The organism is Comamonas antarctica (assembly GCF_013363755.1).
Taxonomy (GTDB): domain Bacteria; phylum Pseudomonadota; class Gammaproteobacteria; order Burkholderiales; family Burkholderiaceae_C; genus Comamonas; species Comamonas antarctica.
On record NZ_CP054840.1, the window covers coordinates 1,315,242 to 1,328,107 of the forward strand.

A 12,866-nucleotide genomic window follows, 5' to 3' on the forward strand; every position below is an offset into this window, starting at 1 on the left:
AACCAACCTCAAACCGGCATTTTAATCCAGCCGCGCGTGCACCGCGCCAAGCCGTGGCTGCAAGCTCAGCGCGTAGGGTCTTCGAGCACCACGTCGCCCAGCGGGTAGGCGACGCAGGGCAGCACGCAGCCCTCGGCCTTTTCATCCTCGCTCAGGCCCGGCCACTCGATTTCGTAGCGCACGCTGCCCGACACCAGCGTGCCGAGGCAGGTGCGGCAGGTGCCATTGCGGCAAGAGCTGGGCCAGTCGATGGAGCCGGCCTCGAGCGAATGCAGCAGCGGCTGGTCGGCCCAGGCGTCGCATTGCTGGCCGCTGGGGGTGAGTTTGGCGATGAAGAAATCGGGAGTGAAGGGCGAGCTCATGCGCAGGTGGGAAAAGAGATGCAGAACCGGAATTGGAGCATGCCGCAGGCTGCAGGCTGCCTGGTTTTTGGGCATCGCGGACAAATTCCACGCAAATCAACAGCTTGCGCGGCTCCTGCAGCGATGGCCCGGACTTATCCACACGATTGTCCCGCTTTGCCGGGCATAACTGCAAACCGGTGAAGGGTTAACCCTTGCTCGCGGCACCCCGCCTTTCCCTCTGAAGCCCTCTGAACTGGTTGCAGCGAGCTTGCCTGTTTTTTGTGCAGCCCACCCTGCCTCTTTTGAAATCAATGACTTGCAGTGTTTTATCGGCAAAAAATGGAAGTTGTGCACATGCTTGTCCAGTGAACGCGGTAACAACTTTGTATGCGGCGTGACAGCCTGCCTGTTTTTTGAGCAAAGCCTTTGGTGGTGTCAGCAATGGTCAGCGCAGTGCCATAGGTTTCTGTTACAAAACCCCACCACAATCTGCGCGCGGCCGTGCGCGAGCTGTAGGGAGACAGGCCGTGCGCACGTGATTTCGCCGCCGCGCGCGGCGTGCTCCAAGGCATTTCTCTATGATCAGAGCGTCCGGGCCGGGCATGCATCGTGCGCCGGCTCCAAAACAGTTGAATCGGTACCCAAGAATGAACAAATCGCAGGAGCCCTTGCCAGTCCCTTCCTCCGACCGCCTGGCGCAGATCCGCCGCGGCATCGAGAAGGAAGGGCTGCGCGCACTGCCTGACGGAGGGCTGGCGCTGACACCGCATCCTGCCGCCCTCGGTTCAGCATTGACGCACCCGCACATCACCACCGATTACAGCGAGTCGCAGATCGAGCTGATCACCGGCGCCCACCTGGGCGTCGCCCAATGCCTCGACGAACTGGTCGAAGTCCACCAGCATGTCTATCACAGCCTGCGCCAGGCGGGCGACGAAATGCTCTGGGTGTCGAGCATGCCCTGCGGCCTGCCCACGGACGAGACCATTCCGCTGGCGCGCTATGGCTCGTCGAACGCGGGGCGCTCGAAAAGCGTCTACCGCATGGGCCTGGGCCACCGCTATGGCCGGCGCATGCAGATGATCTCGGGCATCCACTACAACTGGTCCATGCCCGGTGTGGACAGCGACCAGTACTTCGCCTTGATCCGCAATTTCCGCCGCCATGCGTTCGTGCTGCTGTATCTGTTCGGTTCGTCGCCGGCGCTGTGTTCGTGCTTTGTCGACGGCCGCGAGCACAGCCTGCAGCCCCTCGATGCCAAAGGCCACACGCTGCATCTGCCGCATGCCACCTCGCTGCGCATGGGCCGGCTGGGCTACCAGAGCGACGCCCAGGCAGCGATCAACGTCAGCTACAACGGCCTGGGCGGCTATGCCCGGTCGCTGCACGAGGCGCTGACCCAGCCCTATCCGGCCTATGAACAGCTGGGCATTCGCAACCCCGGCGGCGATTACAACCAGCTCGGCACCAGCCTGCTGCAGATCGAGAACGAGTTCTACGGCACCATCCGGCCCAAGCGCACGGTGCGCAGCGGCGAGCGCCCGCTGCATGCGCTGCGCGAACGCGGCGTGGAGTATGTCGAGGTGCGGCTCATGGACCTCGATCCCTTCGAGCCGGTAGGCATCGCCCAAAGCACCATGCGCATGCTGGACGTGTTCCTGCTGCACTGCCTGCAAAGCGACAGCCCGCCCGATACGCCCGCGGAAATTGCCGAACTCAAGCACAACCAGCACCTGGCGGCCGAGCGCGGCCGCGAGCCCGGCCTGTGCCTCAAGCGCGGCGGCCACGAAGTCTTGCTCAGCGATTGGGCCGACGAAGTGCTCACCGCCTGCGTGCCGCTGGCCGCGGCGCTCGATGCCGCGCATGGCTGCAGCGACTATAGCCAGGCCTTGGCCCAGGCGCGTGCACGCGTGGCGCAGCCCGATACGACGCCTTCGGCCCAGGTGCTGCGCACGATGGTCGAGCAGCATGAGCGCAGCTTCATGGCGTTCACGCTGGCGCAGTCCGAACTCGCGCGCGAGGTGCTGCTGGACCTGCCCTGGTCCGCCGGGCAGCAGGCGCGCGCCGAGGCGCAGGCGCTGCAATCGGTGGCCGAGCAGCGCGCGCGCGAGCAGGGCGATACGCTGCCGTTCGAGGAATGGCGCCAGCGCTTCATGGCGCCGCAGACCTTAGGGTAGCCGGTCGCCGCTCAGGCCATGCCAGACAACGCGGCCTGTGCATCCTCGACCCAGAACGTGGCGGCGCCGTAGAAACCTTCCCAGACGCAGCCGTTGCAGCCGCGGCCGCAGCAACTGGTGGGCTGCGCGGGCGCGGGCCGCAGGGCGACGCCGGCCTCGGCGGCCAGTGCTTCATAGCGCGCAAACGCCGCCAGCGCGGCCTGCAGCGCGGGAGCCGCAGCGTCCATCAGCGCCGGTTCTTCTTGCGCTCGGCGGTATAGGTGGTCTTGGGTTCGAGCATGGCTTCGATGGCTGCGGTCTTGCGCCGGCGCAGCACGCCCTGGACCACGAAGGCCGCACCCAGGATCAGCGCGAACCAGCCGACGATATGTCCCTGCAGGAAAATGTTGCGCAGGTCGCTGGCCTGCATGAAGAATGGCGCGACCAGGATGACCAGGCCGATGATGGCGCAGGTCACGCCCTTGATCAGCAGGTCGTTGTTGGCCTGGTGCTGGGCGGCAATGGAGTTTGGTGTGGGCATGAGGGAACGGGTGCGTGAAAAATGCAGAACCCGATTATCCTTGCGCCCCTTGTCAGCGACGAATCTTCAGAAAGTATTGCCCCATGGCCATTCAATGGTTTCCCGGTCACATGAATCTCACACGCAAGGCGATTGCCGAGCGCATCAAGGACATTGACGTGGTCATTGAAGTGCTGGATGCGCGCCTGCCGGGCTCGAGCGCCAACCCGCTGCTGCAGGAACTCACGGGCCACAAGCCGCGGCTGAAGGTCCTCAACAAGCAGGATGTGGCCGACCCGGAGCGTACCGTGCAGTGGCTGGCCTGGTACAACGCCCAGCCCGAAACCCGCGCCGTGGCGCTCGATGCGTCGGAGCCCGCGCCCACGCGCCGCCTGATCGAGGCCTGCCAGCTGCTCGCGCCGGGGCGCGGCGGCATGGCCAAGCCGATGAGGGTGCTGATCTGCGGCGTTCCCAACGTCGGCAAGTCGACGCTGATCAACTCGATGAGCAACAAGGGCCAGGCCAAGACCGGCGACGAGGCCGGCGTGACCAAGCTCGAGCAGCGCATCGTGCTGGCCGATGACTTCTATCTGTGGGACACGCCGGGCATGCTCTGGCCGCGCATTGCCGTCGAGCAAAGCGGCTACAACCTCGCGGTGAGCGGCGCCGTGGGCCGCAATGCGTATGACGAGGAACTGGTGGCGCTGGAATTCCTGCGCTATGCGCAGCGCAACTACGCCGCCCACCTGCGCGAGCGCTACAAGCTCACGCAGGACGACGCCGAAATCGCCGCGCTGCCCGACGACGAACTGCTCGAGGCCATCGGCCGCAAGCGCGGCGCGGTGATGAGCGGCGGGCGCGTGAACCTGCAAAAGGCCGCCGAGATCGTGATCACCGATTTCCGCATCCACAACCTGGGCCGGATCACGCTCGAGACGCCGCAGGAATACGAGGAGTGGTTTGCCAAGGGCATGGAGCTCGACGCGCAGCGCCAGGCCAAGAAGGACGCGCGCGCGAAAAACAAAAAGGGCGGGCGTGGACCACGACCCGCCCCTGACGCCGGCACCTGAGCCGGCCGGCTGTTACTTCACCGCCGGGGTCTCGAACCAGCGGCGCGCCAGCAGGTCCCAGAAGCGCGGGCCGCGGTCCAGGTTCTCGTCGTTGAAGTCATACGCCGGGTTGTGCAGGCCCACGCCGGCCTGGCCGTTCGGGCCGTTGCCGATCCAGCCGTAGGCGCCGGGCACCACTTCAAGCATGAAGCCGAAGTCCTCGGCCGTGAGCGCGGGCAGGATATCGCCATCGGCATTCTCGTCGCCGACGATCTCGCGCATGACGCTGGCCATGAAGCGGGCTTCGTGCGCGTGGTTGGTGGTGTTGGGGTAGCCGGGCTTGATGATGACTTCGGCCTGGCACTGGTGCGCCGCGGCCACATGCTCGCTCATGCGGTGCAGGCCTTCGATCATCATCTTCTCGGTGCTGGTCTTGAGCGTGCGCACCGTGCCGTAGATCACCGCGGTGTCGGGAATGATGTTTTCCACCGTGCCGGAATTGATCTGGCCGACGGTCAGCACCGAGCTGTCCAGCGGGTCGGTGCTGCGCGACACCAGCGTCTGCAGCTGGCCCACGAGCGCGCAGGCCACGGGAATCGGGTCGAGCGTGGTGTGCGGCATGGCGGCGTGGCCGCCCTTGCCGGTGATGCGGATCTCGAAGCGCAGCGCCGACGCCATGATCGGGCCGACGCGCACCGCCATCTTGCCCGCGGGCAGCAGCGGCCAGTTGTGCAGCGCGAACACCGCCTCGCAGGGAAACAGCGTGAACAGGCCGTCTTCCATCATGGCGCGCGCGCCCGCGCCGCCTTCCTCGCCGGGCTGGAAGATCAGGTGCACCGAGCCGTCGAAGTCGGGCTGCTGCGCGAGCAGCGTGGCCGCGCCCAGCAGCATGGTGGTGTGGCCGTCGTGGCCGCAGGCATGCATGCGGCCCGGATGGGTGCTGATGTGGCCGAACTGGTTGAGCTCCTGCACCGGCAGCGCGTCCATGTCGGCACGGATGCCGATGCTGCGCCCCGGATTCTCGGCGCTGCGGCCCCTGCCATGGATGGTGGCGACCACGCCGGTCTGCCCCAGGCCGCGGTGCACCTTCAGGCCCAGCGCCGTCAGATAGGCGGCGACCTTGTCGCCCGTGCGGTGCTCTTCGTACTTGAGCTCGGGATGGGCGTGCAGGTCATGGCGAAAGCGCAGCAACTGGCCAAGATGGGGAGTGATGTCGGGAGTCGTTTGCATACAAGAGGCCGCAACGCTGCACCGGCAGGCATTGCCGGTGGCTGCGGCAAATCACAATCAAGCAAGCATTATCCAGCGCGCGGGATGGACCGGCCCGCGGCCGGGCCAATGGCACAGCCCGCGCCGCGGTCTTAACGCTCGGAGTCGGTATCTTGCGGCGGCTTGGCGTTGTGCGCGGCCGCGTTCTCCGCAGCCGCGGCGCGTACTGCGGGCGCGATCAGCGGCACCAGGCTCAACACCGCAAAGGCCAGCCCGGCGCTCAAGAGGGCCGTGACCTCCTTGCCGATGCCGGCACAGGCGCCGATGGCCGCCGTGAGCCAGATGCCGGCGGCGGTGGTCAGGCCCTTGACCTGGTCGGTTTCCTCGCCATGGCGTTCGGTCTTGAGGATGGTGCCGGCGCCGAGAAACCCGACGCCGGCAATCAGGCCCTGCAGCACGCGGCTCAGGTCGGCCGCATTGCCGCCCGCCTGCTGGCCGACCATCACGATCAGCGCCGCGCCCATCGATACCAGCATATGGGTGCGGATACCTGCGGCCTTGCCGTGGATCTCGCGTTGCCAGCCCAGCAGGCCGCCCAGCAGCGCGGCCAGCACCAGCCGCAGCACCACGCGCGTGGTCTGCTCGACATCCGTCACGTCCGCAAATTCCGAGGCCACGGTGCGGGTTACCTGATTCCACCAGCTGTCCATTGAAAGATCCTTGCGGGACGCGGCGCGACGGCCGCGCCGCCTGCTGTCCCATGCGGCACTGTGCGCCATCGCGATGACGCGACGCGGCAGTGCACGCCGGCAAAGCATGTGCGCCCAGGCCTACGCCCGGGGCGCCCGCGTTTCGCTGCATCCGCCTATAGCCAAGACGCGGAGCTTGTGGTTTAGTGGGGTGACCGATGCCGAGGAGATGTCCATGACCCCGTTTTCTCTCGATTCCAGCATGACCTCCATGGGAGGTGTTTTCTACCCTACGGGCCATGTGTTTGCCATGGTTCCCAGCGACGACGTGGCCCATGCCGCGGCCGACGCGCTGCATGCGCTGGGCTATGACGGCGCGGTGCGCCATGCCACGCCCGAGGCGATCCTCGCCGACATCGTGCCGACGCTCGGGGTCGAGGAGAACGAGTTGCAGTCGGTCGGCCTCGAGGGCGAGATCGTGCAGCGCATCGGCGAGCTGGCGCAGCAGGGCCAGCATGGGCTGCTGGTGGCGCTGGGCCGCGACGATGCGCACGAGGTGGCCGATGTGCTCAACGCCTATGGCGCCACGGCGGCTTTCCACTACCGCGAACTGGTGATCGAGGAGTTGGTGCCCGATCAGGACGATGACTGGGACGAGGACCAGGATGACGACGAAGATTGATGCGGGCGCTGCGCAGCCTTCAAGCGCCTGCCGGCCAGACACGCGACAATCGGCGCCCATATGAAAACCATTTTGCCCCTGCAGCTGCTGGTCGGTCCAGCGAAGAACGACCCCCGGCCCCTGATCCTCTACCATGGCCGCCGCTGCCCCGATGGCTTCGGCGCGGCGCTGGCCGCCTGGCTCTTCTATGAAGGAGAGGCCGAGTTCCGCGGCCTCGACCATGGCGAGATCAACACCGCCGACGACCTGGGCGATCTCGACGCCCGCGCGGTCTATGTGCTGGACTTCGCTTTCGGCCCCGAGCTGCTGGCCGAGATCGAAGCGCGCGTGGCCAAGCTGGTGCTGCTTGACCACCACAAGAGCGCCGCCGAGAAGCTGCATGGCTACGCCTGCCGCTGCGGCGTGGTGCACTTCGACATGAACAAGTCGGGCGCGCGCCTGGCCTGGGAGTTCTTCCAGTTCGACAAACCGGTGCCGGCGCTGATCCGCTGCATCGAAGACCGCGACATCTGGACCTGGCAGTACCCCGAGAGCCCGGCGTTTCTCGCCGCACTCGACATGGAGCCGCGCAGCTTCGAGCGCTGGGCCGAGATCGCGGCGTTCACGCCCGAGCAGGAAGCGGCCTTCATGGCGCGCGGCGATGCGATGGACGAGAAGTACCAGAAGCTCTGCGCCGACATCGCCGAAGGCGCCCAGCCCGTGGTCTTCAACGGCGTGGCCGGGCTGATGGTCAATGCGCCCGGCATGTTCCACAGCCAGGTCGGCGATCTGCTGGCCAAGCAAAGCGGCAGCTTTGCGCTGATGTGGCATGCGAGCACCAGCGGCGTCAAGGTCGGCCTGCGCTCGCGTTCGGAATTCAACTGCATTCCCCTGGCCGAATCCATGGGCGGCGGCGGCCATGCGCAGGCTTGCGGCTTCAAGATGCCGATCGCGCGCCTGGGCGAGCTGCTCAGCGGGTCGTTCGTGGCGGAGCCGGCGCCGGTGCCGCTGCATCCGCAGGCGGCGCAGTAACCCATCCCGGCAGCGCCAACACGGCCTGCCAGTCGCGCACCTCGGCGACCTGCGCCGACAGCGCATGCCAATCCGCCTGCAAGTGCAGCATCTCCCCGCTGACCGGATGCGGCAGGCTCAGCGCCTGAGCATGCAGCCACAGCCGCTGCTGTCCCAGGCGCTCGGCCCACCAGCGGTTGAGCGGGCCCTTGCCATGCGTGGCATCGCCAATGATGGGATGGGCGACATGCTTCAGATGGCGCCGGATCTGGTGGCGCCGGCCGGTCAGCGGCATGGCTTCGACCAGTGACACGCGCGTGCCCGCATGGCGCGGGTCATAGGCTTCGGGCCAGTCCAGCCGCGCCAGGCAGCGCAGTAGGGTCTGCGCGGATTGCACCGGCGCGTCCTCGGGCGCGTCGTCGGGCTTGAGCGCGTGGTCCACATGGAGTTCGGCGGGCAGCCAGCCGCGCACCAGCGCCAGATAGCGCTTGCGCGTCTGCTGGGTGGCAAATGCGTGGGTCAGCGCGCGCGCGGCATCGGCATGCAGCGCCATGACCAGCACGCCGCAGGTGCCCTTGTCGAGCCGGTGCACGGGAAACACGCGCTGGCCGATCTGGTCGCGCAGCGTCTGCATGACAAAGCGGGTCTCATGCGCATCGAGGCCGGTGCGGTGCACCAGCCAGCCTGCGGGCTTGTAGACCGCGATCAGGTGCGCGTCGCGCCAGAGCACCTGCAGCGCGGGCGCGGCTGCAGCCAAGGGATCGTGCAGGGCGGGGGTCATCGGAAAAAAGCGCGCGGGTTTTCGCGGCTCAGGCCTTGTCGGCCGGCGCGGCATCCTCGAGCCTGTCGACCTCGCGCAGGGGTTTGAACCAGGCCATCCAGCCGCCGACCACGGCCAGCGTGCACAGGCTGCCGGCAATGGCCGCGGGCACGGCGCCCAGCAGCGCCGCGCTGCTGCCCGCCCGGAACTCGCCGAGTTCATTGGAAGAACCGATGAACAGCATGTTGACGGCATTGACGCGGCCGCGCATGTGGTCGGGCGTCGAGAACTGCACCAGCGCCGAGCGGATGTAGACGCTGACCATGTCGGCCGCGCCGGCGAGCATCAGCGCCGCCGCCGACAGCCAGAACCAGGTCGAGAGCGCGAACACCAGGTTGGCCAGGCCGAACACCGCGACCGCGGCAAACATCACGCGGCCGACGTGGCGGCGCACCGGGCGCGCGCTGAGCCACAGCCCCGTGGCCACTTCGCCAATGGCCATCGAACTGCGCAGCATGCCCAGTCCCTCGGGCCCGACCTTGAGCACTTCATGCGCGTAGATCGGCAGCAGCGCGATCACGCCGCCCAGCAGCACCGCAAACAGGTCGAGCGAAATCGTGCCCAGGACGATGGGCCGGCCGCGGATGAACTGGATGCCGTCGCCGAAACGCTGCCACATGCGTCCGACCACGGCGGCGCGCGGCGCGGCATGCAGCACCGGCACGCGCGCCAGCATCAGCACCGCCAGCACCAGCGCCACCATGGCGCAGCCATAGGTCAGCATGCCGCCGCCCAGCGCATAGAGCACGCCGCCCAGCACCGGGGCGGCAATCGCGGCGGTGCGCATCAGCATGCTGTTGGTGGCCAGCGCCTGCGCCAGGTATTCGCGCGCGACGATCTGCGGCAGCAGGCTTTGCATCGCCGGTCCGGTGAAGGCGCGGCTGCAGCCGAACAGCACCAGCACCGCATAGATCCAGTAGACCTGCGTGGTGTGCTGCGCCGAAAGCCAGAACAGCAGCCCGGCGCACAGCGCCGCCACCGACCAGCTCGCACCCAGGATGCGCTTGCGGCTCATGCGGTCGCTCAGGTCGCCGGCAGGAATCAGCAGCAGCAGCATCGGCAGGAACTGCGCCAGCCCGACATAGGCCAGCGACAGCGGGTCGCGCGTCAGGTCGTAGACCTGCCAGGCCACGACCACGGCTTGCATCTGCTGGGCAAACACGCCCAGCAGCCTGGCGGTGAGAAAGGAAGCGAAACCGGGCTGGCGCAGCGCGCCGGATGCAGGAAAGGAGGGGAAAGCCAAAGCACGGACCTGTCTGAATGGGCGCGGGCCATTCGAGGGCGGCCCGGCGCGCGTCGATTGTGCGCCAAACCCGCGCCGCCTGCTTGCGGCGCAGTGCGTGGATGCGACTGAACCGACTGGTGAACGGCACGTATTCCCACATTTTGAGCTTTGTTTTGCATCCAACAATGGCTCCAAAGCCTGCCTGATAAATGGCTCCCCCAACCGGAAAAGGACCCGCCCATGTCATTGCTACACACCAGTTCTCTCCTGGGACGCGAAGCCATCATCGACTTCCCAGACAGCCGGGCGGAAGTGCACTACTCACCCCAGGGTGTGCTGTTCTGGAAGGTGACGGATTGCAAGGGCAGCACTTCGGAAGGCCGCGAGCGCCTGAGCTATCTGCAGCTCAGCGACACCCTGCATTTCCTCAACTGGATAGAGAAAAGCGGCTTCACCGTGAGCCAGGTGGTCGATACCGCGCAGGGTACGGTCAAGGCCTTCTGGTCCTATACCGATGAGCGCACCGAAGGCGGCCAGCGCGCCTCGATGTTCGTCGACGGGCGCTTTCGTTTCCGCTGAACGGCAAGCCATGCAGCCGCGCCGGCTGCATGGTGTCTAGCGCTGCGTCAGCGCACCAGTTTCGATTCCACCGTCATGTCCAGCACATAGACATAGGCAGATGCATCGGCCGGGACGTCCCTGGCTTTGTAGCGCTGGATGCGCAGCACATTGCGCACCCCGGGCTGGTGCGTATAGCCCTGGATGTCCCCATACCAGTTCTCCCACGCGCCGACGCGCGTCTTCAGGCCGTTGGCGTCGTACTCGACGCTGCGCACCTGCAGGCATTGGTACTGCGGGATCAACGGATGGGAGCAGGACACGCGCTCCGGCGCGACCTCGATGAACATGCGCTCGCCCGCGCTGCCGTAGCGCGTGGCATCGGTGGGCGTGCCGTCGAGCAGCCATTGCCCGCCATCGGCAAACGTCAGCGTCAGCACGGGCGTTCCCGCCGTGCCACTGGCAGGCGGCACGATGCTCCACCCGCTGGCCTGCGGCAGCCGCTGGCCGACCTTTTGCTCCAGCGCCATGGCCGCGGCATCGGGGCAGGCCATCAGGGTGCCGCGCACCGGGCCGACCTGCAGCGCGCTGCCCTGCAGCCGGTAGCTCGCCGACAGCGAATTGCACAGCCGGGCCACGGCTACGCGTTCGCTATCGAAATCGAGCTGCAAGGCGCGTGGTGCGAGCGAGGAACCCGCGGCGGCAGGCACCGCCGGCAGGATCCATCCGGGCTGCGAACGGCCCTGGGCGTCGCGGGCTTCGCGCAGTTGCCAGTGGTAGCCGACGAGGGTTGCTGTGTCTGCGCCGGCATTGCGCGCCGGCACCTGCGACGCGGCGCAGGCCGCCAGGCCTGCCGACAGCGCGAAGCTCCAGAAAATTCGCATGGGGTACTCCTCTCATGAGCTGCCGCAGAACCTGCGCGCAGCAACATCTGTAACAGAAGCAGGATGCCGCCAGTGTCACCGGACGTGCGTAGTTGCGCAAGGCAGTTGTCTGTGGGACAAGTGCCCGTTGGCATGCGACGTTCGTGGCTTGCGCAGCCCGTAGGCCAAACGCGCGTGATGCCATGGCGCGGGCAAGGCGCGGCGCACTGTGCTATAAAATTTGACGGTACTTTTGCAGATGTTTGCAGAACAAGGAGCGCTTGGTGGTGAAGCTTACATGGATGGACGGATGGCGGCGCAGCCTCTGGCCGGTGGCATGGCTTGTGCTGGCCGGGACGCTGGGGGCCTGCACGAGCGAACCCATGAAGCGTATCCGCTCGCAGGAGGATTTTTCCTCGACGGCCACCTATTCGCGGCTGTTCGACGCGACGCCCGCACAGACCTGCGAAGCGGCGCGCCGGGCGCTGTTGAGCCAGGGCTACATGATCAACAACGCGCGCGCCGATCTGGTCGAAGGGCAAAAGAGTTTCCAGCCCGAGCCCGAGGTGCATCTGCAGATGCTGATCCGCGTGGTGTGCGTGCCCGAAACCGCCGACCACAACGTCAGCCTGGGGTTCGTGACCGCGCTGCAGGACCGTTACGCGCTGAAGAAGAGCGCCAACTCCGCAAGCCTGGGCGTGGGCGCGCTGGGGTCGGTGTCGCTGCCGTTTGCCGCCACCAACGATTCGATGGTCAAGGTCGGCAGCGAGACCATCGCGGTCGATGCGTTCTACGAGAACTTCTTCGATCTGGTCAAGCGCTTCCTGCAGTCCGAAGCGCTGCCCGACGAATGACGCTGGCGCGCGCTGTCAGTCGATGAACAGCGCCGGATCCACCATGGTCTGGTTGAGCATCACGCCCCAGTGCAGATGCGGGCCCGTGACCCGGCCCGTGGCGCCCACCGCCGCAAACGCCTGTCCGGTGCGCAGCATGTCGCCAGGCTTGGCATCGACGCGGCTCAGGTGGCAGTACATGCTCAGCAGGCCCGCGCCATGGTCGAGCCAGACCGTGCCGCCATTGAAGAAATAGTCGCCGACATCGACCACCTTGCCCGGCAACGGCGCCACCACCGGCGTGCCCGTGGCCGCCGCGATGTCCATGCCGCTGTGCGGATTGCGCGGCTGGCCGTTGAACACGCGGCGCAGGCCGAACGAACTCGAACGCCGGCCCGGCACGGGCACCTGCATGCGCAGCTCCTGGCTCTGCGGCGCGGTGAACAGCGCCATGACCTGCTGCTGGTGCGCGCGTTCACGTTCGTGGCGCGCGAGGTCTTCGGGGGCGAGGTCCACGGTCTTGGGCGCGACCTTGAGCTGCTGCTGCTGGTAGCGCTTGTCGCGCACCCGGTACTCCAGCTTCTGCGGACCTTCGCCTGCGTCCGCCTGCACATGATGCAGGCCGGGCGCCGCCGACAAGGGAATGCCGACGATCGCCGTCCATTCGATCGGGTCGCCCACGACCATGACCGGCAGCCCGCCGGCCGTGACCTTGGGGCGCTGCGCTGCAGGGCCCAGCGACAGCCGCGCAATGCCGCCGGGCACGCGCGACTCGTTGGGCCAGACCTCGAAGGCAGGTGCGCGCGCGGCCAGCGCAGCCAGCGGCAGCGGCGCGCCGAGGGCGCACAGGGCTTGCAGCGCCGATCGGCGCGAAAGACGGGAGAAAGTCGGGGGCAGGGCGGTCGAATGCATGGCCCGATTGTGCCGC

General features: G+C 67.1%; 15 protein-coding genes. 6 read left to right on the forward strand and 9 right to left on the reverse strand.

Annotated features, from left to right (window positions below):
• Positions 1–65: 65 nt before the first annotated feature.
• A complete protein-coding gene (locus HUK68_RS06190; protein ID WP_175503413.1) occupies positions 66–362 on the reverse strand; it encodes a 2Fe-2S iron-sulfur cluster-binding protein in 297 nt (98 codons plus the stop codon).
• 629 nt (positions 363–991) lie between these two features.
• Between HUK68_RS06190 and gshA the strand changes: the two genes are divergently transcribed.
• On the forward strand, positions 992–2,521 hold the full coding sequence (gshA, locus tag HUK68_RS06195) for a glutamate--cysteine ligase (RefSeq protein ID WP_175503414.1): 1,530 nt from the start codon (positions 992–994) through the stop codon (positions 2,519–2,521).
• An 11-nt stretch (positions 2,522–2,532) separates the two neighbouring features.
• Here the strand turns inward: gshA and HUK68_RS06200 are convergent, their stop codons facing one another.
• Entirely contained in the window at positions 2,533–2,748 is a 216-nt protein-coding gene (locus tag HUK68_RS06200) for an oxidoreductase-like domain-containing protein (protein WP_175503415.1), read from the reverse strand.
• Positions 2,748–3,041 (reverse strand): hypothetical protein, encoded by a 294-nt coding sequence (locus tag HUK68_RS06205; RefSeq protein WP_244146269.1) that lies wholly within the window; start codon positions 3,039–3,041, stop codon positions 2,748–2,750. Before HUK68_RS06205 ends, HUK68_RS06200 begins: the two co-directional genes overlap by 1 nt.
• A gap of 83 nt (positions 3,042–3,124) precedes the next feature.
• Between HUK68_RS06205 and ylqF the strand changes: the two genes are divergently transcribed.
• A complete protein-coding gene (gene ylqF, locus HUK68_RS06210) occupies positions 3,125–4,090 on the forward strand; it encodes a ribosome biogenesis GTPase YlqF (protein WP_175503416.1) in 966 nt (321 codons plus the stop codon).
• A 12-nt stretch (positions 4,091–4,102) separates the two neighbouring features.
• On the opposite strand, the gene HUK68_RS06215 is transcribed toward ylqF, so the two are convergent.
• Both HUK68_RS06215 and HUK68_RS06220 read right to left on the reverse strand, forming a co-directional pair.
• Positions 4,103–5,299, reverse strand: a complete 1,197-nt coding sequence (locus tag HUK68_RS06215) for a M20 aminoacylase family protein (RefSeq protein WP_175503417.1) — start codon at positions 5,297–5,299, stop codon at positions 4,103–4,105.
• 131 nt (positions 5,300–5,430) lie between these two features.
• On the reverse strand, positions 5,431–5,988 hold the full coding sequence (locus HUK68_RS06220; RefSeq protein ID WP_175503418.1) for an MgtC/SapB family protein: 558 nt from the start codon (positions 5,986–5,988) through the stop codon (positions 5,431–5,433).
• Positions 5,989–6,202: 214 nt separating this feature from the next.
• Between HUK68_RS06220 and HUK68_RS06225 the strand changes: the two genes are divergently transcribed.
• Together HUK68_RS06225 and HUK68_RS06230 are read left to right on the forward strand one after the other, a co-directional pair.
• Complete coding sequence (locus HUK68_RS06225) at positions 6,203–6,649, forward strand: hypothetical protein (protein WP_175503419.1); 447 nt, start codon at positions 6,203–6,205, stop codon at positions 6,647–6,649.
• Positions 6,650–6,709: 60 nt separating this feature from the next.
• Entirely contained in the window at positions 6,710–7,660 is a 951-nt protein-coding gene (locus HUK68_RS06230; protein WP_175503420.1) for a DHH family phosphoesterase, read from the forward strand.
• On the opposite strand, the gene HUK68_RS06235 is transcribed toward HUK68_RS06230, so the two are convergent.
• Positions 7,599–8,420, reverse strand: coding sequence for a pseudouridine synthase (locus tag HUK68_RS06235; RefSeq protein ID WP_175503421.1), 822 nt, complete (start codon positions 8,418–8,420; stop codon positions 7,599–7,601). The two genes, HUK68_RS06230 and HUK68_RS06235, sit on opposite strands and share 62 nt — an antisense overlap.
• Positions 8,421–8,448: 28 nt before the next feature.
• Positions 8,449–9,702, reverse strand: a complete 1,254-nt coding sequence (locus tag HUK68_RS06240; RefSeq protein WP_244146270.1) for an MFS transporter — start codon at positions 9,700–9,702, stop codon at positions 8,449–8,451.
• A 222-nt stretch (positions 9,703–9,924) separates the two neighbouring features.
• On the opposite strand from HUK68_RS06240, the gene HUK68_RS06245 reads away from it, so the two are divergent.
• Positions 9,925–10,263 (forward strand): MoaF-related domain-containing protein, encoded by a 339-nt coding sequence (locus HUK68_RS06245; RefSeq protein WP_175503422.1) that lies wholly within the window; start codon positions 9,925–9,927, stop codon positions 10,261–10,263.
• A gap of 47 nt (positions 10,264–10,310) precedes the next feature.
• Here the strand turns inward: HUK68_RS06245 and HUK68_RS06250 are convergent, their stop codons facing one another.
• Complete coding sequence (locus tag HUK68_RS06250; protein ID WP_175503423.1) at positions 10,311–11,126, reverse strand: META and DUF4377 domain-containing protein; 816 nt, start codon at positions 11,124–11,126, stop codon at positions 10,311–10,313.
• 362 nt (positions 11,127–11,488) lie between these two features.
• Here HUK68_RS06250 and HUK68_RS06255 point away from each other — a divergent pair, with 362 nt between their 5' ends.
• On the forward strand, positions 11,489–11,959 hold the full coding sequence (locus tag HUK68_RS06255; RefSeq protein WP_244146271.1) for a DUF2242 domain-containing protein: 471 nt from the start codon (positions 11,489–11,491) through the stop codon (positions 11,957–11,959).
• Positions 11,960–11,974: 15 nt separating this feature from the next.
• Here HUK68_RS06255 and HUK68_RS06260 read toward each other — a convergent pair whose 3' ends face one another.
• On the reverse strand, positions 11,975–12,850 hold the full coding sequence (locus HUK68_RS06260) for a M23 family metallopeptidase (protein WP_175503424.1): 876 nt from the start codon (positions 12,848–12,850) through the stop codon (positions 11,975–11,977).
• Positions 12,851–12,866 lie beyond the last annotated feature (16 nt).

Excerpts from the sequence above, each read along its gene's own strand:
- HUK68_RS06190 (WP_175503413.1), bottom strand. The coding sequence starts at position 362 with ATGAGCTCGCCCTTCACTCCCGATTTCTTCATCGCCAAACTCACCCCC.
- gshA (WP_175503414.1), top strand. The coding sequence starts at position 992 with ATGAACAAATCGCAGGAGCCCTTGCCAGTCCCTTCCTCCGACCGCCTG.
- HUK68_RS06200 (WP_175503415.1), bottom strand. The coding sequence starts at position 2,748 with ATGGACGCTGCGGCTCCCGCGCTGCAGGCCGCGCTGGCGGCGTTTGCG.
- HUK68_RS06205 (WP_244146269.1), bottom strand. The coding sequence starts at position 3,041 with ATGCCCACACCAAACTCCATTGCCGCCCAGCACCAGGCCAACAACGAC.
- ylqF (WP_175503416.1), top strand. The coding sequence starts at position 3,125 with ATGGCCATTCAATGGTTTCCCGGTCACATGAATCTCACACGCAAGGCG.
- HUK68_RS06215 (WP_175503417.1), bottom strand. The coding sequence starts at position 5,299 with ATGCAAACGACTCCCGACATCACTCCCCATCTTGGCCAGTTGCTGCGC.
- HUK68_RS06220 (WP_175503418.1), bottom strand. The coding sequence starts at position 5,988 with ATGGACAGCTGGTGGAATCAGGTAACCCGCACCGTGGCCTCGGAATTT.
- HUK68_RS06225 (WP_175503419.1), top strand. The coding sequence starts at position 6,203 with ATGACCCCGTTTTCTCTCGATTCCAGCATGACCTCCATGGGAGGTGTT.
- HUK68_RS06230 (WP_175503420.1), top strand. The coding sequence starts at position 6,710 with ATGAAAACCATTTTGCCCCTGCAGCTGCTGGTCGGTCCAGCGAAGAAC.
- HUK68_RS06235 (WP_175503421.1), bottom strand. The coding sequence starts at position 8,420 with ATGACCCCCGCCCTGCACGATCCCTTGGCTGCAGCCGCGCCCGCGCTG.
- HUK68_RS06245 (WP_175503422.1), top strand. The coding sequence starts at position 9,925 with ATGTCATTGCTACACACCAGTTCTCTCCTGGGACGCGAAGCCATCATC.
- HUK68_RS06250 (WP_175503423.1), bottom strand. The coding sequence starts at position 11,126 with ATGCGAATTTTCTGGAGCTTCGCGCTGTCGGCAGGCCTGGCGGCCTGC.
- HUK68_RS06255 (WP_244146271.1), top strand. The coding sequence starts at position 11,489 with ATGAAGCGTATCCGCTCGCAGGAGGATTTTTCCTCGACGGCCACCTAT.
- HUK68_RS06260 (WP_175503424.1), bottom strand. The coding sequence starts at position 12,850 with ATGCATTCGACCGCCCTGCCCCCGACTTTCTCCCGTCTTTCGCGCCGA.